Source organism: uncultured Polaribacter sp. (assembly GCF_947500975.1).
Taxonomy (GTDB): Bacteria; Bacteroidota; Bacteroidia; order Flavobacteriales; family Flavobacteriaceae; genus Polaribacter.
Genome location: NZ_CANMUE010000003.1, coordinates 62,589 through 83,284, shown reverse-complemented (window position 1 = coordinate 83,284; position 20,696 = coordinate 62,589). Strand labels below are relative to the sequence as shown.

Sequence of the window (20,696 nt, the reverse complement as noted above, 5' to 3'; positions counted from 1 at the left end):
GTTTTTATTTACTCAAAGATACGTAAAATTATCCGTTTACAAACATTTACAATCGAAAGTAATTGCTTTTTAACCGAATAAAACAGCAATGAGTTCGCAATTTTGCAGTGTTGAAATAAATCAACAAAAAAATATAAATAATTTAAAAAAACTTATCTTATGAGTACGTTAAGAAACAAAGTACAGTTAATTGGAAATTTAGGGAACGATCCAGAAATCATCACTTTAGAAAGTGGTAAAAAATTAGCAAAATTCTCAATAGCAACCAATGAAAGTTATAAAAATTCTCAAGGAGAAAAAGTAACAGATACGCAATGGCACAACGTTGTAGCGTGGAACAAAACGGCAGAAATTGTTGAAAAATATGTAACCAAAGGGAAAGAGGTTGCTATTGAAGGTAAATTAACCTCTCGTTCTTACGAAACCAAAGAAGGTGAAAAACGATATATAACTGAAGTTGTAGTTAATGAATTGTTGATGTTGGGAAATAAATAAATCCAATAACCTTGAATTACTAAACGTTAATTTTACGTTTAGTAATTTTATTAAATTGATAAAAGAAACGCTGAATTAAACGTAAATCTTCAGTAATTATATCAGCTGTTCCTCTCATTTCTTGTTTAAAGTTGATTTCTTTATTATATGAGACACTTTCCCAAAAATTAATAATCCTCAATACATTTTAGGAGGTAATAGTGACGATGACCGTCCAAAAACTAGACCTACAATAGATAATGAAGATGAAATTTAATTTTTTATTAATTAATGAACTATCTCGACCTAAGGTCACTAGTTATCAAAACTATCTTAATTACGAGGTGTGAATTTTTTATACTTATTCTGTATTACATTGATTTTTAAAATATTTGTTGATTAATTATTTACTTGCATAATGGCCAACTGTATTAATATAATAAATGGAAGTCCAAAATTTTTACAAAAAAACTTAACTTCTGGATGCAATCTAAATATTTCTCCTATATTTTATTGGATAAACCAAATGATATAATAACAAAATTTTATTATGACTCTTAAGAATGTGATAATTAATAAAACCAAAATATTAATCTATATGCTACACCCAAGGCAAGCGTCGGGAAATCTTTTCGATTAAATAAAAAGTGTTAGAGATTAATCTCTAATACTTTTTGTATTTTTATGATATGGCAAAAAAGACATTTATATTATTAACAATTATAGCAATGCTCCAGTGTAAAAAAAAGGAAGTTAATTGTATTCAAAATATACTTATTGAAAAACCCATTATTGATACATTATATGGAAAAATTATAGAAGACCCATATAGATATATGGAAGATACAGAGGATACTATTGTTATAGATTGGTATAAAAAACAAACTCTTTATGCTAAAAATAAAATATCAAAAATAAAAAACAGAAAAAAAATTATTGAGCTTCAAAACTCTCTTAATGAGAAGAATAAAGAAGATATTTCTCGTTTAAAGATAACAAATAACAACAAGTTATTTTATTTAAAGAGTAATAATCAAAACTTAGGGCAATTGTTTTTTCGTAATGACTTTAATGGAAAAGAACATTTTCTATTTAATCCAGACGATTTTAAAAAAGGATATGTTATAAATTATTTTGCTCCAAATTGGAATGGGTCAAAAATTGCTATAGCAATTACAAAAAATGATTTAGAAATTGGAGATATAATAGTTTTTGATGTTATAAATAATAAGTTAGACAGCAAAGAAATAAAAAATTGCTGGCCTTCTGCTTTAGGAGGTGTAAGGTGGCTTCCTAATAACTTAGGATTCACATATGAATACATTCCTTTTATTGATAAAAAAGAAAAGAACTATTTGTTAAATATTGAAACTCGATTACACATTCTAGATCAAGATGTTTCAAGTGATATAAATTTATTTTCTAAAAGTAATAATTCCGAAATAAATATTAAAGAAGAAGACTTTCCAGAAGTCTCTTTTAAAGATGAAAAAAGTAAATATATGTTTGGTAGCGTTTCTGGTGCTAGTTATTATGCAGACTATTATTACTCTCTTATTAAAAATATTGATAATAAAAAGATAAATTGGAAGCCTTTATTTAAAAAAGAAGATTTAATTAAACGGTTTTATATTGAAGATGATGATATAATTTATTTAACTGCGAAGGGGGCTAAAAATTTTAAGATATGTAAAACTTCTTTAATAAACCCTAATTTTGAAAATCCTGAAATTTTAGTTTTTGAAGATGAATCATCTGTTATAACAGACCTAACGCTTACAAATAGAGGTTTATTTTTTGTTAAGACAAAAAACGGAATTGAGGCAAAATTATATCAGTTAAATAATAAAAAAGAAATTACTAATATTAATCTCCCTAAAAAGGCAGGTAACATAAACGTCTCTTCTAAAGGAAGTATTTATTCTGATTTATGGATTGAAATTAAAGGTTGGATTTCTGAAAAAGAACGCTATGTTTATAATTTTGATCTAAAAAAATTCGTTGAACAACAAATTGTAATAAAAAATGGGTATAAAGAATTGTTGTCTGATGTTATTATTGAGGAGTTGAATATCACTTCACATGATGGAGTTAAAGTTCCGTTATCTATAATATATAAAAAAGGAGTAAAACTGAATGGAAATAATAGAGTTTTAATGCGAGGATATGGAGCTTTAGGTTTTTCATTAAAACCTGCTTTAAATAATTACTTATTACATTGGGTTAATGAGGGAGGAATTTATGTTGTTGCTCACGTAAGAGGAGGAGGAGAAAAAGGAAATTCGTGGCATAAAGATGGCTCTAAGTTAACTAAACCAAATTCGTGGAAAGACTTTATAGCATGTGCGGAATATTTAATTGATAAAAGCTATACATCACCAAAAAAAATAGCAATATCTTCTGCTAGTGCAGGAGGAATATTAATTGGTAGAGCAATAACTGAAAGACCTGATTTATTTTCAGCTGCTATTGTTAGAGTTGGTGTCTTTAATACTTTAAGGTCTGAATTTGCTCCAAATGGAAAAAATTTAGCTAAAGATTTTGGTTCAATACAAGATTCTTTAGGCTTCAAAGGACTTTTAGAAATGGATGCCTACTATCATGTCAAAAAAAAGGAAAATTATCCTGCTATTTATCTAACGGCAGGTATTAACGACTCTAGAGTTGTTATATGGCAACCTGGTAAATTTGCGGCTAAACTTCAAAAAGCTAATATATCTAAAAAGCCAATACTTTTCAATGTAGATTTTGAAGGTGGTCATGGATTTGACGCCACTAAAAATATAAAAAATGAAGAATTAGCCGATATTATGACTTTTGCTTTATGGCAGACTGGACATCCGGATTACCAATTGAAATAATTTTTAGATAAAATACAGCTTATTTAGATGATATACAGGTGTTTATTTACTTCTGAAAGTGCCTAATTAGAAAAAGCGTTTATGTTTAAATGCTTTTTTTATTTTTGTTACTATATCAAAATTAGTATAAATGATTAAAATTAAAAATAGTATTGTACTTTTAATGGTTTTTATAAGTTTTTTTTCTTGTAAAGAAGTTAAACATATGCCTATAAGATTAGATAACAAGCTTCTTTTAAAAAATAAAGAATTAGAGTCTTTAAAAGATTTTAAAAGTTGGTATTTAAAAGATATTGAAATAGATACAGTGCCAGGTGTTAGTCTACAGAGAGCTTATGATAGTTTATTGATTAATAAAAAAGGGAAAGAAGTTATTATAGCAGTTATTGATACTGAAGTAGATATTAATCATGAGGAATTAAAAAATAATATATGGATAAATAATGATGAAATTCCTAACAATCAAATAGACGATGATTACAATGGATATATTGATGACATAAACGGATGGAATTTTCTTGGAAATCTAAAAGGTCAAAACATTATATATTCAAGTACTGAATCGGTAAGAATAATTAGATTTTATAAAAATAAATTTAATAATAAGAAAAAAGAAGATGTTCCTGTTGATAAGCATGAAGAGTTTGATTTATTTATTAAAGCTAAAACTGAATACGATAAAAATATAAAAAGAGCAAAATCAGATTTAGAATATGGAGATTTTCTTTTTTATGGATACCCAAAAGCTAAGGAAGCTATGAAAAATTTATTTCTTAGAGAAGACTACACTCCGAAAGAGTTAGATAGTGTCTATAAAAAATATAAAAAAATCAATAACCCACTTGCAAAGCATGCTTATTTTATTTCTGATTTTATTAAATATAATTTAACCGAAGATTGGGTAAATAACTACAAGAAAAATGCTGAAAATAAAATAAATACAATATATAATTTAGAATATTATGACAGAAAAGATATAGATGAAAACCCTTCAGATATAACATTTAAAAATTATGGAAATCCGTTTATTAATAAAAATATAAATAAACTTTATCATGGAACATTAATTGCTGGACTAATTTCAGCTGATAGAGATAATCATAAAGGAATCAAAGGAATTTCTAATCTGTTAAAAATAATGCCTTTGGCTATTTCATCAAATGGGACCGAACATGATAAAGACGTAGCTTTAGCAATAAAATATGCTGTTGATAATGGAGCCAAAGTTATAAACATGAGTTTTGGTAAAGAGTTATCTCTACATAAGCAATGGGTTTTTGATGCAATACAATATGCAGAAGAAAAAAATGTTTTAATAATTTCATCGGCAGGAAATTTAGGTAAAAATTTAAATTCTAATGATTATTTTCCGAATGATAACATAAAAAATGGAGCTGAAATCACTGATAATTTTATGTTAATAGGTTCTTCTTCTTTTAATTTAAATATAAAATTATTATCATATTACTCCAATTATGGGGATAATGATGTTGATTTGTTTGCTCCTGGGCAAAAGATATACACAACACTTCCAAATAACAAATATAAATTTGAAAGCGGCACTTCATTAGCATCCGCAATAACTTCTGGTGTAGCTGGTCTTATTCGCTCTTATTACCCAAATTTAACAGCACCTCAAATAAAACATATTTTAATGGATTCTGGTTTAGAGTATACCCTAGAAGTGAGTACGCCAACTAAAGAGGAAAAAAATAAAACAACACCCTTTAATCAATTATCTAAATCGGGCAAAGTTTTAAATGCGTATAATGCATTAATTATGGCAGATAGTATTTCTAAGAATTAATTAAAACGATAATTTAATTTTGAAATATTTATTCATTTAGGCAGTATCCAAAAAGCTTTGTAAATATAAAAATAGAGTTTTTTAATTGCCCTTAAATAAAACTAGAGTTCTTGCTTCCTTAAAAAATACACCTTTAATTAATATTATTTAAAGGTGTTTTGGTTATTATTGTAGTAATGTTATTTAATTATGAAAAAAAATATTTTAATACTGGTTTTTATTTCTTTTATTTCTTGTGAAATTGATAATAATATAAGAAAACTAATAATAACTCCTTTAATAGATAGCTCTTTAACCATTAAATCTATTAAAAAAACCAAAAATTGGCATCTTAAGGATATTGAATTAGATACAATTCCGGGGATAAGTTTATTAAGAGCCTATGATAGTTTGCTGATATATAAAAAAAGTAAGGAAACCATTATAGCTATTATTGATAATGAAGTTGATATTAATCATTTAAATTTAAAAGAGACTATTTGGGTAAATAAAAATGAAATTGCAAACAACAATATTGATGATGATGAAAATGGCTATATTGATGATGTTAATGGGTGGAATTTTTTAGGAAATATTAATGGAGAGAACAATAAGTTTGTAAATTTTGAATACACCAGAATACTTAAAAAATTATCCCCTAAGTTTGAAAGCAAGAATATTGTTGATATTGAGCCCAAAGATTCTTTATCTTATCAACTATATATAAACGCTAAAGAAAAGTATGACAAAAGATTGAAATCTGATTTGTATGAAAAAAAATATCACACCAAATTATATGAATACTATTTCAAAGCAAAAAAAGAATTATCTAAATTTTTTAAAAATAAACCTTTTACTATAAAAGCGTTAGACAGTTTAAAAAACCTAAAATCTAACACAATCGATGATATTCATTTCTTAATATTAATAGATTGTTTAGATAAAGAAATTGATGACGAATATGTTATAAAAGAAAAATATCTTGCAGAGGAGAGATTAGATAAATTACTTGGACTTAATTACAATGATAGAGAAATTCAAGGAGACAATCCAGAAGATATTACTGATACTAAATATGGTAATAATATTTTAAATAATAATATTAAGCTTTTAAATCATGGTACAAAAATGGCAGGCATTATTAACAACATAGCTTTAAACAATGAAATAAAAATTATGCCTCTAGCTATTTCTGCTTATGGTGATGAACATGATAAAGATATTGCGTTAGCTATAAGGTATGCTGTCAATAATGGTGCTAAAGTAATTAATATGAGTTTTGGTAAAGAATTCTCGATACATAAAGAATGGGTTTTTGATGCAATACAATATGCAGAAAAAAATAATGTACTAATTATTTCTTCTGCTGGTAATTTTAGCTATAACTTAGATACTAATAATAATTACTTCCCAAATGACAATGTAAATAATCAAGTAGAGGTTTCAGATAATTTTATGCTTATTGGAGCAACGTCATATAAGCTGTCAAGTGAGTTTAAAACAGAAAACTCTAATTATGGTAAAATTGATGTAGATGTTTTTGCACCAGGATATGAAATTTATACTACTGCACCAAATAATGAATACACTAAATCTGGAGGTACATCTTCAGCTTCCGCTGTAACTTCTGGTGTAGCTGGTCTTATTCGCTCTTATTACCCAAATTTAACAGCACCTCAAGTAAAACATATTTTAATGGATTCTGGTTTAGAGTATACCCTAGAAGTGAGTACGCCAACCAAAGAGGATAAAAATAAAACAACTCCTTTTAATCAATTATCTAAATCGGGCAAAGTTCTAAATGCGTATAATGCATTAATTATGGCTGATAGTATTTCTAAGAATTAATTAAAACGATAATAATTTAATTTTGAAATATTTATTCATTTAGGCAGTATCCAAAAAAACTATGTAAATAGAAAAATAGAGTTCATTAATTGCTTTTAAATAAAATCATCGTTATATCTTTTAAAAAATCTGATGTATATTTAGATGATTTTAAAACATTTAATAATTTATAAATGCAATTCTTAACTTTTATTGGCTTTACAGCTTTAGTAGCAATTATCGCTTATTTAAAAACTAGAAAAACAGAAGAAGAATCTTCAGATGGATATTTTTTAGGAGGAAGAAGTTTAACTGCAGGTGTTATTGCGGGCTCACTTTTGCTAACAAATTTATCTACTGAACAAATTGTTGGTTTAAATGGAGCAGCATACCAAAGTGGTTTGTCAGTTATGGTTTGGGAAACTTTAGCAGCAATTGCAATGGTTGTAACAGCCATATTTTTATTACCGAGGTATTTAAAAGGAGGTTTAACAACTGTGCCAGGTTTTTTAGCAAAAAGGTTTGATGTAACAACAAAAACATTAACCTCAGGCTTATTTCTTACAGGTTATGTAGTGGTTTTGCTTCCGGTAATTTTATATTCAGGTTCTTTAGCAGTTAGCGGTATGTTTGATGTACCAGAATTATTAGGTGTTACTCATAAACAATCTATTTGGATTTGTGTTTGGGGAATTGGAATTATAGGTTCTATTTATGCCGTTTTTGGTGGATTAAAAGCAGTAGCAGTATCAGACTCTATAAATGCAATAGGTTTGTTAATTGGTGGTGTTTTAATTCCTGTTTTTGGATTATTAATGATTGGTGATGGAAGTGTATTAGATGGATTATCAATTTTAACATCAGAAAACCCTGATAAGTTTAAATCTATGGGAAGTAAAAGTGACCCTGTTCCATTTTACACCATTTTTACAGGTATGATGTTAGTTCAACTTTTTTATTGGGGAACAAATCAACAAATTATACAAAGAGCTTTAGGAGCCAAAGATTTAAAAGAAGGTCAAAAAGGATTATTATTAGCTTCATTTATAAAAATATTAGGGCCAATTATTGTGGTTTTACCAGGTTTAATAGCATTTCATTTATTTAAAGGAAATTTAGAATCTGCAGATAGTGCTTATCCTGAATTGGTAAGAAAAGTACTACCCAATGCTTGGGTTGGTTTTTTTGCAGCTGTTTTATTTGGGGCTATTTTAAGTTCTTTTAATAGTGTTTTAAATAGTTCTGTAACTTTATTTGGTATTGATATTTACAAACAACATATTAATAAAAATGCTGATGAAAAAACAGTTGTAAAATATGGAAAAACTTTTGGAGTAATTTTAGCAATTGCGGCTATGTTTGTAGCACCTTTAATTGCCGATGCAGGTAGTTTATTTGATTATTTACAAAAAGTAAATGGTATTTATAGTATTCCTATTTTAACCATTATAATTGTGGGTTATTTAACAAAATATGTACCCGCAATTGCTGCTAAAATAGGACTTGCATCTGGTTGTGCGTTATATATTGTTTATTTACTTATTGATATTTATTTTCCTGAAACATTTACTGAGTTACATTTTTTAGACATAATGGCTATTTTATTTATTATAAATGTTATTATAATGCTGGTAATTGGAAAACTAAATCCAAGAAAAGAACCATTTATTCAAGAATATACGCAGCAAGTAGATATTACTCCATGGAAATACACAAAACAAGCAGGTATTGCAGTTTGCTTAATTGTTGTTGGTGTATATGTTTATTTTGCTTAATTATTATTTTCTGATGATTTTTTTGTCAGTTGTTTTTACAACTATTAAAAATTGCAGTTTTTAACGCTAATTGTGATAAGTTTTCTAGCTAACTTCTTGTCCGTTTTTAACTTTCTTTTCAGGCTCTACAAAAGCTAATTTTCCATCAGGAGTATCCGTCATTAAAATCATTCCTTGGCTTTCTACGCCTCTAATTTTTCTTGGAGCTAAATTTACCAAAACAGAAACTTGTTGACCAATAATGTCTTCCGGAGAAAAACTTTCTGCAATACCAGAAACAATGGTTCTAACATCAATACCAACATCAACCTTTAGTTTTAGAAGTTTTTTAGTTTTAGCCACTTTTTCAGCTTCTAAAATAGTACCAATTCTGATGTCTAGTTTTGTAAAATCTTCAAAATCGATAGTATCTTTTTGAGGTTCAACAACTTTATTTTCTTGTTCGTTTGCAATTTTTGTAGCTTCTAATTTTGCAATTTGTGCTTCTATAGTTTTGTCTTCAATTTTAGAAAATAGTAATTCTGCTTTATTAATTTGATGTTTTTCAGAAACCAAAACATCTTTTTCAGAAATAGCTTCCCAAGATAAATTTTTATCAATATTTAAAATTCCTTTTAGTTTTTTTGAAGTAAAAGGTAAAAAAGGTTCAGATAAAATGGCTAAAGCTGAAGAAATTTGCAAAGCAACAAACATAATTGTTTTTACACGTTCTTCATCAACTTTAATTACTTTCCATGGTTCTTCATCAGCCAAATACTTGTTTCCAAGTCTTGCTAAATTCATTAATTCTTGGCTAGCCTCTCTAAATCGGTATCTTTCTATTGATTTTGCAATAATGTTAGGAAATTCTTTTACAGCAGCTAAAACATCTTCATCAACTTCTGTAAAATTATTTGGAGTAGGAATAATGCCAGTGTAATATTTATTGGTTAAAACCACAACTCTATTGATAAAATTACCAAAAATTGCCACCAATTCACTATTATTTTTTGTTTGAAAATCTTTCCAAGTAAAATCGTTGTCTTTGGTTTCTGGCGCGTTTGCTGTTAAAGTATAACGTAAAACATCTTGTTGATTTGGAAATTCTTCTAAATATTCATGCAACCAAACAGCCCAGTTTTTAGAGGTAGATAATTTGTTTCCTTCTAAATTTAAAAATTCATTTGCAGGCACATTTTCTGGTAAAATATAATCACCATGAGCTTTTAACATGCTTGGAAAAATAATACAGTGAAAAACAATATTGTCTTTTCCAATAAAATGAACCAATTTAGTATCGTCTTTTTTCCAATAATCTTCCCAGTTTTTTCCTTCTCTTTCAGCCCATTCTTTGGTTGATGAAATATATCCAATTGGCGCATCAAACCAAACATATAAAACTTTTCCTTCTGCACCTTCAACAGGTACTGGAATTCCCCAATCTAAATCTCTGGTTACTGCTCTTGGTCTTAAACCATCTTCTACCCAACTTTTAACTTGCCCGTAAACATTTGGTTTCCAGTCTTTTTTATGCCCTTCTAAAACCCATTCACGTAAAAAAGCTTCATGTTTATCTAAAGGTAAAAACCAGTGTTTTGTTTCTTTTACTGTTGGTATATTTCCTGTAATTGCAGATTTTGGATTGATTAAATCTGTTGCATTATGAGAAGTTCCGCAGTTTTCACATTGATCTCCATAACTTTCTTCAAAATTACATTTTGGACAGGTACCAACCACAAATCTGTCTGCTAAAAACTGATTGGCTTCAGCATCGTATAATTGCGCAGAAACTTCTTCAATAAATCCACCATCATTATACATTTTTGTAAAAAATTCTGAAGCAGTTTCATGATGAATTTTAGATGAAGTACGTGAGTAATTATCAAAAGAAATTCCGAAATCGGCAAAAGATTGTTTTATAATTCCATGATATTTATCGATAATATCTTGTGGAGAAACACCTTCTTTTTTTGCTCTCATTGGTATTGCAACACCATGTTCATCCGAACCACAAATGTAAGCCACATCTTTACCAGTTAAACGTAAATAACGCGCGTAAATATCTGCGGGAACGTAAACACCTGCTAAATGCCCAATATGAATTGGACCATTTGTGTAAGGTAAAGCTGCTGTAACTGTATATCTTTTTGGAGTATTCATCGAATTTTCCTTGATTTTATTTGTGGACTGATTTTTGAAATGCAAAAGTACAAAAAACCGAGTTTTAAAATCGATTGAAAATAGATACATTTACTTATCTTAGATTTTTAAATTGTTTGAACTTAAAAAAAAGACCTATTTTGAAAAAACAAACTGTATTTATTTTACTTTTTTTGATGACCTTTTCATCAATAATTGCACAAGAAAAAACGAAAGAATTAATAACACCACCTTATTTACAAAAAGGAGATACCATTGTAATTTTAGCACCTGCAGGAATTTTAAAACCTGGCAGAAAAGCAGTTGTGTTACAAGCCAAAAAATTAGCAGAAAGTTGGGGTTTAAAAGCTGTTTTAGGTAAAAATATATTTAAAAACGGAAAGCATTTTGCTGGTTCTGATGAAGAACGTTGTCAAGATTTTCAAGACGCTTTAGACAATCCAAATATAAAAGCAATTTGGTCTGCAAGAGGAGGTTATGGTTCTGTAAGAATTTTAGATTTATTAGATTTTACGAAGTTTAAACAAAGCCCTAAATGGATTATTGGTTATTCTGATATTACTGCCTTTCACAACCACATACATAATTTAGGTGTAGAAATTATTCATGGAATGATGGCAACAAGTTTAGAAGAAAAGCCAGAAGATATTATTGAAACAATTTCATCATTTAAAAATGCTCTTTTTGGTAAGCAATTGAGTTATACAATTCCTTCATCATCATACAATAGAAAAGGAAATGTTGATGGGCAAATTATAGGAGGTAATTTAGCAATTTTAACATCGATGTTAGGCTCTGAAAGCCAGTTAAATACTGATCATAAAATTTTATTTATAGAAGAAATTGGCGAATATAAATATTCAATTGATAGAATGTTACAGAGTTTAAAAAGAGCAAAATATTTTACAAAAGTAAAAGCGGTAATTATTGGAGATATGTCATTAATCAAAAAGAATTCTACAAAATGGGGGAGTTCTATTGAGCAATTAATTTTAGATGTTGTTCCTTCAAATATTCCTGTTTTGTTTAATTTTCCTGCAGGCCATGAAGCAGATAATAGGGCAATGATTTTTGGTAGAAATATTAAGTTAACAGTTGGTAAAGAAAAATCTTCAGTTGTTTTTAAATAATGGCAGAACATAATGAACTTGGTAAAAAAGGAGAACAATTAGCCATCGATTTTTTAATTAAAAACGATTATAAAATCTTAGAGAAAAACTATAGATATTTAAAAGCTGAGGTTGATATTATTGCTCAAAAAGAAAATATTTTAGCCGTTGTAGAAGTAAAAACAAGAAGCACCAATTATTTTGGAAATCCAGAAGAGTTTGTAAATCCGAAGAAAATTAAATTATTACTTTCTGCTATTGATTATTATGTTGTAGAACGAGATTTAGACGTAGAAGTCCGTTTTGATATTATTGCCATTATCCATCAAAAAAACACCACAAAAATTGAGCATTTAAAAGATGCTTTTTTACATTTTTAATTTCTTGAACATCGTATAAAAAAAATAGTAGAGTAAACTTATTTAAAAGTAAGTTTTACTTTGTTTGTATGGTTGCAAAAAAATTTTGGTATGGTGTTTTTTTAGGAATTTTAGGTATTGTACTTTTCTCTTCTAAAGCAGTAATGGTTAAACTAGCATATAATTATAAAGTTGATGCCATAACCATGTTATTGCTAAGAATGTTGTTTTCTTTTCCTTTTTATGTAGTTATCGCATATATGTACAGAAATGAAAATAAAGGAGTAAAAATTTATAAAAAAGATTATGCTTGGCTTCTTTTTTTTGGTTTGATAGGTTATTATTTAGCAAGTTTTTTCGATTTTGTAGGCTTAACATATATAAAAGCAAGTATAGAACGCATTATTTTATTTGTATATCCAACAATAGTAATTTTATTAAATAGAATTTTTTTAAAAAAATCAATTACTAAAGTTCAAATATTGGCAATATTTTTATCGTATTTAGGTATTGTAATTGCTTTTTCTGATGAAGTTGATACGTTGGGTAATAATGTTTATTTAGGTGGATTATTTATACTCTTAAGCGCCATAACTTATGCTTCTTATTTGGTAGGTAGTGGTTGGTTAATTCCAAAATTTGGAGTAATAAAATTTACAGCGTATGCAATGTTAGTTTCATGTTTTAGTGTATTTGTACACTTTAGTATTATTAGTGAAACAAATTTATTTGTTTTGCCTTGGCAAGTTTATGGATTAGGGTTTTTAATAGCTGTTTTTGCAACTGTAATTCCGTCATTTTTGGTAAGTGCGTCTATAAAAATAATTAGTTCTTCTAACTTTGCTATTGTTGCAGGTGTTGGACCAATCTCAACAATACTATTAGCATCCTTTTTTCTAAATGAAAAACTAACCTTATTTCAATTTTTTGGAGCAATTTTGGTAATTATCGGAATTGTAATAATGTCGATAAAAAAAACTAATCAAAAGTAAATTGTATTATTTTTTATAGCTATTTGTTCTCTAAAAACTCTTTAACGTCTTTAATTTCATGAGGTTTAGCAATAATTTTTTTATTTTTATCTAAGATAAAATAACTTGGTGTAGAAAATACCTGATAAGTTCTTGCCGTTTTATTTTTCCACTTGTTTAATCCTAAAACATTATGCCAACCAGATAAATTTGTTTTTATATAAGACTCCCAAGCAAAAGCATCTTTTTCTAAAGCAAAACCAATTACTTTTATGTCTTTTTTATCTTTCATATAGGTATGCAATTTCGGAATTTCTCTTAAACAATGAGGACAACTAGTACTCCAAAAAACCATTACATAAGTTTCTGCATCATTTAAGGTAGAAAGTTTTAAAGTTTTTCCGTTTTCTTTCCAAGAAAAATCTGGCGCAATCCTACCAACTTCTGCAGCTAAAAGACTTAGTTTTTCTTCTTTAAAATTAGCATCTTGTACTGTTATAGGTAGTTTATTATAATAGTTTTCAAATAGATAATCTATAATTTCTAAATTTTTTGATGCTTCAAATTGTAAAATTAAAAACTCTATAATATCTTTTTTATAGTTAATATCCTTAATATTAGAAAGTACCTTTTCTATAGATTCTTTATATAAGTTTTGCTGTGTATTTTTATCATCAGAATAATTAATATAAAAGATAAATTCTAATGTTTTATTAATTAAAAATGACGAATTAACTAATGCTTTATCTGAAAAATCTATATTGTCAAAAAACATGTTTTTCATGTTAGACATATATTGTTTTGCTGATGTTAAAAGCTCAGGATTATTTTTTCGTGCAGAAGCATTTATAAAAGAATTGATGTATTTATCTTTTGTAATTTGTTGATAATGTTGTTGAACAGAATTAACATTATCTAATGCAGTTTTGTAATTTTCTTGTGAAAATAAAACTGGTTTTTGTAAAGTTTCAATTTGAATAGAATCTAGTTTTTGTTGCGCAACACTAATCTTTTCTAGATACTCTTTATATAAATTATTTTCTATAGATTCTGTAAAAATTACTGAATCTTCAGGATAATCAGGGTTAAAAACTAGTGAAACATTTTCTTTATTATAAATAAAATCTAAATTACCTTCACCTTCAATTCTGTAATTTATTCTATATGTTCCAGGTTTAGCGTACGATGGTAATTCAAATTCAAAATGGGCAACACCTGTTTTTTCACCTTTAATTACTATAGAATCTATTTTTGTTTTTGTGTCTTTAATATACTGCTGTTTTGTACCTTCTATTTTGTACAAAATTACCCAATTACTATCTAATTTAGGATTTATAACACCCTTAATAGTATTTTGAGCACTAGCAATTGAAGAAATTAGGAGAATATAAGTAAAAATATTTTTCATCATTTTTTAAATTTTATTCTTGATGTATTAATTTCAAGAAGTATACCAAATGTACTATTTCTGTTTTAAAATAGGTATATTTAGCATTAAAAATCAAAAATATGAGTTTTTCTGATAAAACAATTTGGATTACTGGTGCTTCATCTGGAATTGGAAAAGCATTGGCCATTGAGTTATCCAATCAAAATGCAAAACTTATTTTATCTTCAAGAAATAAAGGAGAGTTAGAGTTGGTTAAAGCCCAATGTAAGAATATAAATCTTGTAAAAATTATTGTTTTAGATTTAGAAGATTACACAAATTTAGAGATAAAAGTTGATGAAGCATTAGCTGTTTTTGGTAATATCGATATTTTAGTAAACAATGGAGGAGTTAGTCAAAGATCATATGTAAATGACACACAAATTTCTGTTGATAAGCGAATTATGGATATTAATTATTTGGGTACGGTTGCGTTATCAAAAGCAATTTTGCCTCATTTTGTTAAAAATAAAATAGGTCATTTTGTTGTAACTACTAGTATTGTGGGTAAAATAGGAACACCTTTACGCTCCAGTTATGCAGCTAGCAAACATGCTTTGCATGGTTTTTTTGATAGTTTAAGAGCAGAACATTTTAAAGATAATATTGCAGTTACTTTAATTTGTCCAGGTTTTGTAAACACAAATGTATCTATGAATGCTCTAATTGGCGATGGTAAACAACAGCAAAAAATGGACATTGCTACTCAAAATGGAATTCAGCCAGATCGTTTTGCTAAGTTGATGGCAAAAGCAATTAAAAACAAAAAAGAGGAAGTTTATATTGCTGGTGCTAAAGAAAAATTAGGTGTTTATATGAAGCGTTTTTTTCCTAAAATAGTTACTATCATGATTAGAAAATTGAGTGTAATTTAAGTTCATGTTTTTTCTCTTTAATAGAACTATAAAGAGTCTTTTTATTCTAAATATCCTATGGCATCAAAGTACGACACAATAGCGTCTTTCATTAAAACAGTTTGTTCACCTGCTTTTAGATTGGGTAATTCAGTAAGTATTTTATAATGCGGCCAGCCATCATTATCAAAAAAGTCAAACTCATAATAACCATAAGGTTCTAATAGTTTGCAAATTGCAATGTGCATTAAGTTTACTTTTTCATCTTTTTTAAACTCTCTATGACCTTGACCAAGCTCTTGAACTCCAACTAAATAAATTATTCCGTCTAAATTTAATTCTTCGCCGTCAGCAAATTGTTGAGTTAATTTTTCTACAAGAAAATTATATTTTTCTTTAAGGTTGTTAGATTTAATCATTTTAAAGTTTAAAAAAGGTAAAGATACAATGCGTATTTTTAAATTGTAAAAAAAAGATGTAGGTTTGAAGAAATTTTTTTCATGAATATTTTTGATATTGTTATTCTTGTATTGCTAATTCTTTCTTTTGTAAGAGGAATTATGAAAGGTCTTTTTGCTGAAGTTGCTTCATTAGTAGCCGTTATTATAGGTATTTATGCAGCAATTAATTACTCTTTTTATATAGAGAATTATTTAGTTGGTACTAGTTTTAATTGGTCTAGTCAAACTAATAAAATTGTTTCATTTGCTGTTACTTTTTTAGTTGTTGTTATTTTAATAATTATCATTGGAAAAATTTTAACCAAAATAGCAGATGTAGCTGCTTTAGGATTAATTAATAAATTTTTAGGAGGACTTTTTGGAGCGCTTAAAACTGCTTTAATTTTAAGTGTAGTTTTTATTTTCTTTGGTAGGATAAATAATACAATTCCTTTTATATCTCAAGAAACTTTAGATGAATCATTGTTTTATAAACCTATAAAACAAATTGCACCTACATTGTTTCCATCAATTATAAAAGAGGGTGAAGATGGTAAAACAACTATTGAATTACCCAATAAAAAAAGAGGCTTGTAATTTTCAAGCCTCTTTTTTTATATGAATTGTGTTTCTTTTTATAATAAATTTACTTTACCAGTTTGTAAAGAGTAAACACCACCTACAATTTCTATTTCACCATTAACTTCCATTTCTTGTAATATTTTACTTTTCTCACGAATTCTTTCAATAGTTAAACGCACATTCCACTCCACTGTTTTAGCTACAAATTCTTTATTAGAAGAATTTACATCATCTTCAAAGTCTAATGCAGATTCTTTTATTGCTGGTATAATATTATCTAACATAGCTGTTATATTACCTAATTCTACTCCATCACAAGCAGCTTTTACTGCACCACAACTTTCATGACCTAAAACAAATATTAACTTGCTACCAGCAACTGCACAAGAATATTCTAAGCTTCCTAAAATATCTGTATTTTCAAAATTTCCGGCAACTCTAGCCACAAAAATATCTCCAATTGTTTGATCAAAAACTTGCTCAACAGGCACTCTAGAGTCTATACAAGATAATACTACAGCTTTTGGATATTGACCAGCAACGGTATCATTTACTAAAGACTGATAATCTGCTTTTTGTAAGTTATTATTTATAAATCTTTGATTTCCTTCTAATAAATCATCTAAAACACTTTTTGGTGTTAAAGAATTTTGAACTTCTTTATTTATTGCAATACTTTTCATAATTATAATTTTTTAAATTTCGTCTTCTATATTTTGTTTTACCCAACTTACACATTCATCAAAAGATTTAAAAATATGTTCTTTTGGAATAAAATCTGGAATAATATCTATTCTTTCCATCATATATCTTGGTTGCTTTAAAAGATTTACAAACAACACATCTACGTTTTTGGTTTTTAAATCTTGTAACATATCTTCCATTGCATATAAACCAGATTGATCCATATACTGCATTCTACCTAAACGCATAATAACTGTTTTTGCAGAATCAGGAATTTGTTGAGAAAGCGCTTGAAAATCACTAGTAGAACCAAAAAACAATGGTCCTTTGATATGTTTGATAAAAACTTCTTCTATTAAATTCTTTGGAAAACCTGATTCATCTGCCCAAGCTTCTTCTTTTAAAGTTTTAACATCTGAACGTTCAGCAGTTAAATCTCCAATTTTTTTCATAAACATTAAAGAGGCAATTACCAAACCAATACCAACAGCATATACTAAGTTCCAAAAAGTTGATAGTAATAAAACGACCATCATTATTAATACTTCAGAGCTTAATTTTATAGGTCCTAATTTAATATCTTTTGGCAAAGTAGGTATGGCTTTTAATCCTTTATAGTCCATCACACCAATACCAACAGTAATTAAAATTCCAGCTAAAACTGCTGCAGGTATTTTAGAAGCTACTGGTCCTAGGCCTAACATAATTATCAACAACATTACACCAGCAATCATACCAGAAAGCTTTGTTTTTCCTCCTGCATTAATATTCACAACTGTTCTAATAGTTGCCCCAGCTCCAGGTATTCCACCAAATAAAGCAGCAATACTATTTCCTATTCCTTGCCCTACCAACTCTCTATTAGGTTTGTGTTTAGTTTTGGTCATATTATCTGCAACTACACTTGTTAAAAGTGAATCTATGGCTCCTAAAAGTGATAATGTTAAGGCGGTAAATATGTATGGAGTTATACTGTTTAAAGAAAAATCTGAGAAAATTGCCCATTTAATTTGTGGTATTCCACTAGGAATTTCTTGAATTGCTTTGTAGGGTAAATCAAAACCAAAAGCAATACCAGACATTACAACTAATGCTACAAGTGTGCTTGGAACTTTTGTGGTAATCCGTTTAAAACCATAAATTATTAATATGGTACCTAATGCCAGTAAAAGCTCTAACCAGTTGATTTTTTGTATGGCTCTAGGAAATGCTTTTAAGGCTCCTAAAGCACCAGAAGTTTCTTTTGCGGCTAATATTTGAGATTCTTTTAAAATATCCTTAGATGTTATTTTTTCAGCTCTAGAAATAGTTTCTTTAAAATTTTCTAATACTAAAATACCTTCTCCAGCTTCTTCTTTTAAGATGTTTTCTAAAATTACTTCTTCTGCTTGAGGTTTAAATTTTTGAACATACTCAACATCTTCTTTTGGATAATATCCTAAAGATGGTAAAACTTGAGTTAATAAAATAATAACTCCAATTGCAGTCATAAAACCAGAAACAACAGGATAAGGAATGTATCGAATGTATTTTCCTAAACCAATTAAACCTAACCCAATTTGAAAAAGACCTGCTAATAAAAATACAGTTAAAATAGCTGGCAAAGCTTTAGATACATCACCATCATTTGATGCAATAATACCTGCAATTACAACCATACTTACAGCTGTCATTGGAGCAGTTGGTCCAGAAATTTGGGTGTTTGTACCGCCAAAAAGTGCTGCAAAAAAACTAATGAATATAGCACCATATAAACCGGCACTTGGCCCTAAGCCAGAAGAAACCCCAAAAGCTAAAGCTAAAGGTAAAGCTACAATTCCTGCTGTAATACCTCCAAAAGCATCACCTTTAAAGTTTGAGAATAATTTTTTCATAACATAAAATATTAGTATAATACTATATTGAGCACAATTTAAGGTTTAAAATTGACAAAAAAAATCAATCCCTATAAAGAGATTGATTTTTAATATAGATTTGTTTTTAATATTTAAGACTAGTAAAATTTTACTGCTCCATCTTTAATATCATACATAGCTCCTACAATTTTAATTTCACCATTATCTTCCATTTCTTTTAAAACAGGGCTTTGAGCTCTAATATTTTCAATTGTTATGTGTACATTCTTTTCTGCTACTTCATTTACAAAATCGATGTTTCCAGAATTTCTTAAATTTTCATCTGCTGGTTCTTTAACAGCTGCAACTGCAGGTTTAATTTTACTAATTAATGCAGTTAAGTTTCCAAGTTTTGCATCATCACAAGCGCCTTTTACAGCACCACAAGCAGTGTGTCCTAAAACTACTACAACTTTGGTTCCTGCTAATTTACAGGCAAACTCCATACTTCCTAAAATATCTTCATTTACAAAATTTCCTGCAACTCTTGCGCTAAAAATGTCTCCAATTCCTTGGTCGAAAATAAGTTCAGATGATACTCTAGAATCTATACAACTTAATATTGTTGCAAATGGAAATTGACCTTTACTTGTGTCTTTAACTTGATTTAATAAATTTCTATTTACTTCTTTATTTGATACAAAACGACTGTTACCTTCTTTTAAAAGTGTTATAGCTTTTTCTGGAGAAATAGACGCTTGTGTTTCTTTAGTATGTGCTTTCATAATTTTTAGTTTGATAAAATTAATGAACAATTTACATTGTTTATAATATTTTGTGTTTTTGAATTCTGATTGTTTTTCTCTCTATCTACAAACAATAAATTTACATTGCTTTTTACAAGATATTTAGAAATTTTATTTAGAGTATTACCATCATTATCAAACACATATTCTATTGGTTTTTTTGGGTTTGATATTTTTGTTTCCTCTAAAGTTTCAGATTTATTAGTAACTTTAAAACAAGTCAATGGTTTGTTTGTATGGTTGATTAAATCTTCTTGTATTTTTTTTTGAGAATTTATTTCGTTTAAAAAACCTAATGATAGTTCTTTATTTGAATCTAGCCCATTTTTATCATCAGCAATCATTACAATTGCTTTGTGATTATTTAAAATATGTTGAGTAATATTATCACCTAAAAAATTAACTAGTTTTGGTTTTCTTTTGCCAAGAACTATTATGTCTGGATTGTTTTTTAAAATATAATTATCTATTTCACTTTTAATATTACCAAAAGAATATTTGTAATTTATAGTAATATTTGCTCCTTGTGAAATAGGCTTAATTAAGTTTTCTATTTCTTTACCCGTTTTATTATATTTTTCGTTAATAGTTCTTATTGCTGATAGTTGATTTTCTTTTTCAACAATTTCTGTAGGTTTTTTAACATAGAAAAAATCAACTTGTCCATCAATCATTTTTGCCAAACCAACACTATTTTTTAAAGTAGATTTTGCAGCTTTTGTTAAATCAGAAAGTACTAGTATTTTATACTTATTATTTTTCATT

The 20,696-nt window shown here is 27.8% G+C and carries 18 protein-coding genes; 10 read left to right on the top strand and 8 right to left on the bottom strand.

All coding sequences use genetic code 11. The annotated features are described in order from the left end of the window. Window positions 1-159: 159 nt before the first annotated feature. The gene (locus tag Q0733_RS04085; protein ID WP_298779302.1) at window positions 160-495 is read left to right on the top strand and encodes a single-stranded DNA-binding protein; all 336 of its coding nucleotides are present in this window, start codon (window positions 160-162) and stop codon (window positions 493-495) included. A 19-nt stretch (window positions 496-514) separates the two neighbouring features. Here the strand turns inward: Q0733_RS04085 and Q0733_RS04080 are convergent, their stop codons facing one another. Beyond that, complete coding sequence (locus tag Q0733_RS04080) at window positions 515-676, bottom strand: hypothetical protein (RefSeq protein WP_298779926.1); 162 nt, start codon at window positions 674-676, stop codon at window positions 515-517. A gap of 487 nt (window positions 677-1,163) precedes the next feature. Here Q0733_RS04080 and Q0733_RS04075 point away from each other — a divergent pair, with 487 nt between their 5' ends. The 4 genes from Q0733_RS04075 (at window position 1,164) to Q0733_RS04060 (ending at window position 8,723) form a co-directional block, all read left to right on the top strand. Further along, window positions 1,164-3,335, top strand: coding sequence for a prolyl oligopeptidase family serine peptidase (locus tag Q0733_RS04075; RefSeq protein WP_298779300.1), 2,172 nt, complete (start codon window positions 1,164-1,166; stop codon window positions 3,333-3,335). Between the two features lie 130 nt (window positions 3,336-3,465). Further along, entirely contained in the window at window positions 3,466-5,142 is a 1,677-nt protein-coding gene (locus tag Q0733_RS04070; protein WP_298779298.1) for a S8 family serine peptidase, read from the top strand. Between the two features lie 189 nt (window positions 5,143-5,331). Next, window positions 5,332-6,969, top strand: a complete 1,638-nt coding sequence (locus Q0733_RS04065) for a S8 family serine peptidase (RefSeq protein WP_298779296.1) — start codon at window positions 5,332-5,334, stop codon at window positions 6,967-6,969. A gap of 173 nt (window positions 6,970-7,142) precedes the next feature. Next, on the top strand, window positions 7,143-8,723 hold the full coding sequence (locus Q0733_RS04060) for a solute:sodium symporter family transporter (protein WP_298779294.1): 1,581 nt from the start codon (window positions 7,143-7,145) through the stop codon (window positions 8,721-8,723). Between the two features lie 84 nt (window positions 8,724-8,807). Here the strand turns inward: Q0733_RS04060 and metG are convergent, their stop codons facing one another. After that, the gene (gene metG, locus Q0733_RS04055; protein WP_298779291.1) at window positions 8,808-10,952 is read right to left on the bottom strand and encodes a methionine--tRNA ligase; all 2,145 of its coding nucleotides are present in this window, start codon (window positions 10,950-10,952) and stop codon (window positions 8,808-8,810) included. Between the two features lie 50 nt (window positions 10,953-11,002). Between metG and Q0733_RS04050 the strand changes: the two genes are divergently transcribed. The 3 genes from Q0733_RS04050 (at window position 11,003) to Q0733_RS04040 (ending at window position 13,322) form a co-directional block, all read left to right on the top strand. Further along, the gene (locus Q0733_RS04050; protein ID WP_298779289.1) at window positions 11,003-11,992 is read left to right on the top strand and encodes an LD-carboxypeptidase; all 990 of its coding nucleotides are present in this window, start codon (window positions 11,003-11,005) and stop codon (window positions 11,990-11,992) included. After that, the gene (locus tag Q0733_RS04045) at window positions 11,992-12,351 is read left to right on the top strand and encodes a YraN family protein (RefSeq protein WP_298779287.1); all 360 of its coding nucleotides are present in this window, start codon (window positions 11,992-11,994) and stop codon (window positions 12,349-12,351) included. Before Q0733_RS04050 ends, Q0733_RS04045 begins: the two co-directional genes overlap by 1 nt. Window positions 12,352-12,419: 68 nt before the next feature. Next, a complete protein-coding gene (locus Q0733_RS04040; protein WP_298779285.1) occupies window positions 12,420-13,322 on the top strand; it encodes a DMT family transporter in 903 nt (300 codons plus the stop codon). A 19-nt stretch (window positions 13,323-13,341) separates the two neighbouring features. On the opposite strand, the gene Q0733_RS04035 is transcribed toward Q0733_RS04040, so the two are convergent. Then, a complete protein-coding gene (locus tag Q0733_RS04035) occupies window positions 13,342-14,712 on the bottom strand; it encodes a thioredoxin-like domain-containing protein (protein ID WP_298779282.1) in 1,371 nt (456 codons plus the stop codon). A gap of 98 nt (window positions 14,713-14,810) precedes the next feature. Between Q0733_RS04035 and Q0733_RS04030 the strand changes: the two genes are divergently transcribed. Then, entirely contained in the window at window positions 14,811-15,605 is a 795-nt protein-coding gene (locus Q0733_RS04030) for an SDR family oxidoreductase (protein WP_298779279.1), read from the top strand. 41 nt (window positions 15,606-15,646) lie between these two features. On the opposite strand, the gene Q0733_RS04025 is transcribed toward Q0733_RS04030, so the two are convergent. After that, window positions 15,647-16,003, bottom strand: coding sequence for a hypothetical protein (locus Q0733_RS04025; protein WP_298779277.1), 357 nt, complete (start codon window positions 16,001-16,003; stop codon window positions 15,647-15,649). Window positions 16,004-16,084: 81 nt separating this feature from the next. On the opposite strand from Q0733_RS04025, the gene Q0733_RS04020 reads away from it, so the two are divergent. Continuing rightward, window positions 16,085-16,621 carry a CvpA family protein gene (locus Q0733_RS04020; protein WP_298779275.1) on the top strand — a complete coding sequence of 179 codons (537 nt, stop codon included), beginning with the start codon at window positions 16,085-16,087 and terminating at the stop codon, window positions 16,619-16,621. A gap of 38 nt (window positions 16,622-16,659) precedes the next feature. On the opposite strand, the gene Q0733_RS04015 is transcribed toward Q0733_RS04020, so the two are convergent. The 4 genes from Q0733_RS04015 to Q0733_RS04000 form a co-directional block, all read right to left on the bottom strand. Beyond that, window positions 16,660-17,289 carry a carbonic anhydrase family protein gene (locus Q0733_RS04015; protein ID WP_298779273.1) on the bottom strand — a complete coding sequence of 210 codons (630 nt, stop codon included), beginning with the start codon at window positions 17,287-17,289 and terminating at the stop codon, window positions 16,660-16,662. 12 nt (window positions 17,290-17,301) lie between these two features. Next, window positions 17,302-19,164 carry a SulP family inorganic anion transporter gene (locus Q0733_RS04010; protein WP_298779270.1) on the bottom strand — a complete coding sequence of 621 codons (1,863 nt, stop codon included), beginning with the start codon at window positions 19,162-19,164 and terminating at the stop codon, window positions 17,302-17,304. Between the two features lie 119 nt (window positions 19,165-19,283). Further along, window positions 19,284-19,910 carry a carbonic anhydrase family protein gene (locus tag Q0733_RS04005; protein WP_298779268.1) on the bottom strand — a complete coding sequence of 209 codons (627 nt, stop codon included), beginning with the start codon at window positions 19,908-19,910 and terminating at the stop codon, window positions 19,284-19,286. Between the two features lie 5 nt (window positions 19,911-19,915). Beyond that, window positions 19,916-20,695: a universal stress protein gene (locus Q0733_RS04000; RefSeq protein ID WP_298779266.1), complete on the bottom strand. Its 780-nt coding sequence runs from the start codon at window positions 20,693-20,695 to the stop codon at window positions 19,916-19,918. Window position 20,696: the final 1 nt, after the last annotated feature.

Bases quoted from the DNA above. Each gene is read 5' to 3' on its own strand.
- Q0733_RS04085 (WP_298779302.1), top strand. From the start codon at position 160: ATGAGTACGTTAAGAAACAAAGTACAGTTAATTGGAAATTTAGGGAAC.
- Q0733_RS04075 (WP_298779300.1), top strand. From the start codon at position 1,164: ATGGCAAAAAAGACATTTATATTATTAACAATTATAGCAATGCTCCAG.
- Q0733_RS04070 (WP_298779298.1), top strand. From the start codon at position 3,466: ATGATTAAAATTAAAAATAGTATTGTACTTTTAATGGTTTTTATAAGT.
- Q0733_RS04065 (WP_298779296.1), top strand. From the start codon at position 5,332: ATGAAAAAAAATATTTTAATACTGGTTTTTATTTCTTTTATTTCTTGT.
- Q0733_RS04060 (WP_298779294.1), top strand. From the start codon at position 7,143: ATGCAATTCTTAACTTTTATTGGCTTTACAGCTTTAGTAGCAATTATC.
- metG (WP_298779291.1), bottom strand. From the start codon at position 10,952: ATGTATCTATTTTCAATCGATTTTAAAACTCGGTTTTTTGTACTTTTG.
- Q0733_RS04045 (WP_298779287.1), top strand. From the start codon at position 11,992: ATGGCAGAACATAATGAACTTGGTAAAAAAGGAGAACAATTAGCCATC.
- Q0733_RS04040 (WP_298779285.1), top strand. From the start codon at position 12,420: ATGGTTGCAAAAAAATTTTGGTATGGTGTTTTTTTAGGAATTTTAGGT.
- Q0733_RS04035 (WP_298779282.1), bottom strand. From the start codon at position 14,712: ATGATGAAAAATATTTTTACTTATATTCTCCTAATTTCTTCAATTGCT.
- Q0733_RS04030 (WP_298779279.1), top strand. From the start codon at position 14,811: ATGAGTTTTTCTGATAAAACAATTTGGATTACTGGTGCTTCATCTGGA.
- Q0733_RS04025 (WP_298779277.1), bottom strand. From the start codon at position 16,003: ATGATTAAATCTAACAACCTTAAAGAAAAATATAATTTTCTTGTAGAA.
- Q0733_RS04020 (WP_298779275.1), top strand. From the start codon at position 16,085: ATGAATATTTTTGATATTGTTATTCTTGTATTGCTAATTCTTTCTTTT.
- Q0733_RS04015 (WP_298779273.1), bottom strand. From the start codon at position 17,289: ATGAAAAGTATTGCAATAAATAAAGAAGTTCAAAATTCTTTAACACCA.
- Q0733_RS04010 (WP_298779270.1), bottom strand. From the start codon at position 19,164: ATGAAAAAATTATTCTCAAACTTTAAAGGTGATGCTTTTGGAGGTATT.
- Q0733_RS04005 (WP_298779268.1), bottom strand. From the start codon at position 19,910: ATGAAAGCACATACTAAAGAAACACAAGCGTCTATTTCTCCAGAAAAA.
- Q0733_RS04000 (WP_298779266.1), bottom strand. From the start codon at position 20,695: ATGAAAAATAATAAGTATAAAATACTAGTACTTTCTGATTTAACAAAA.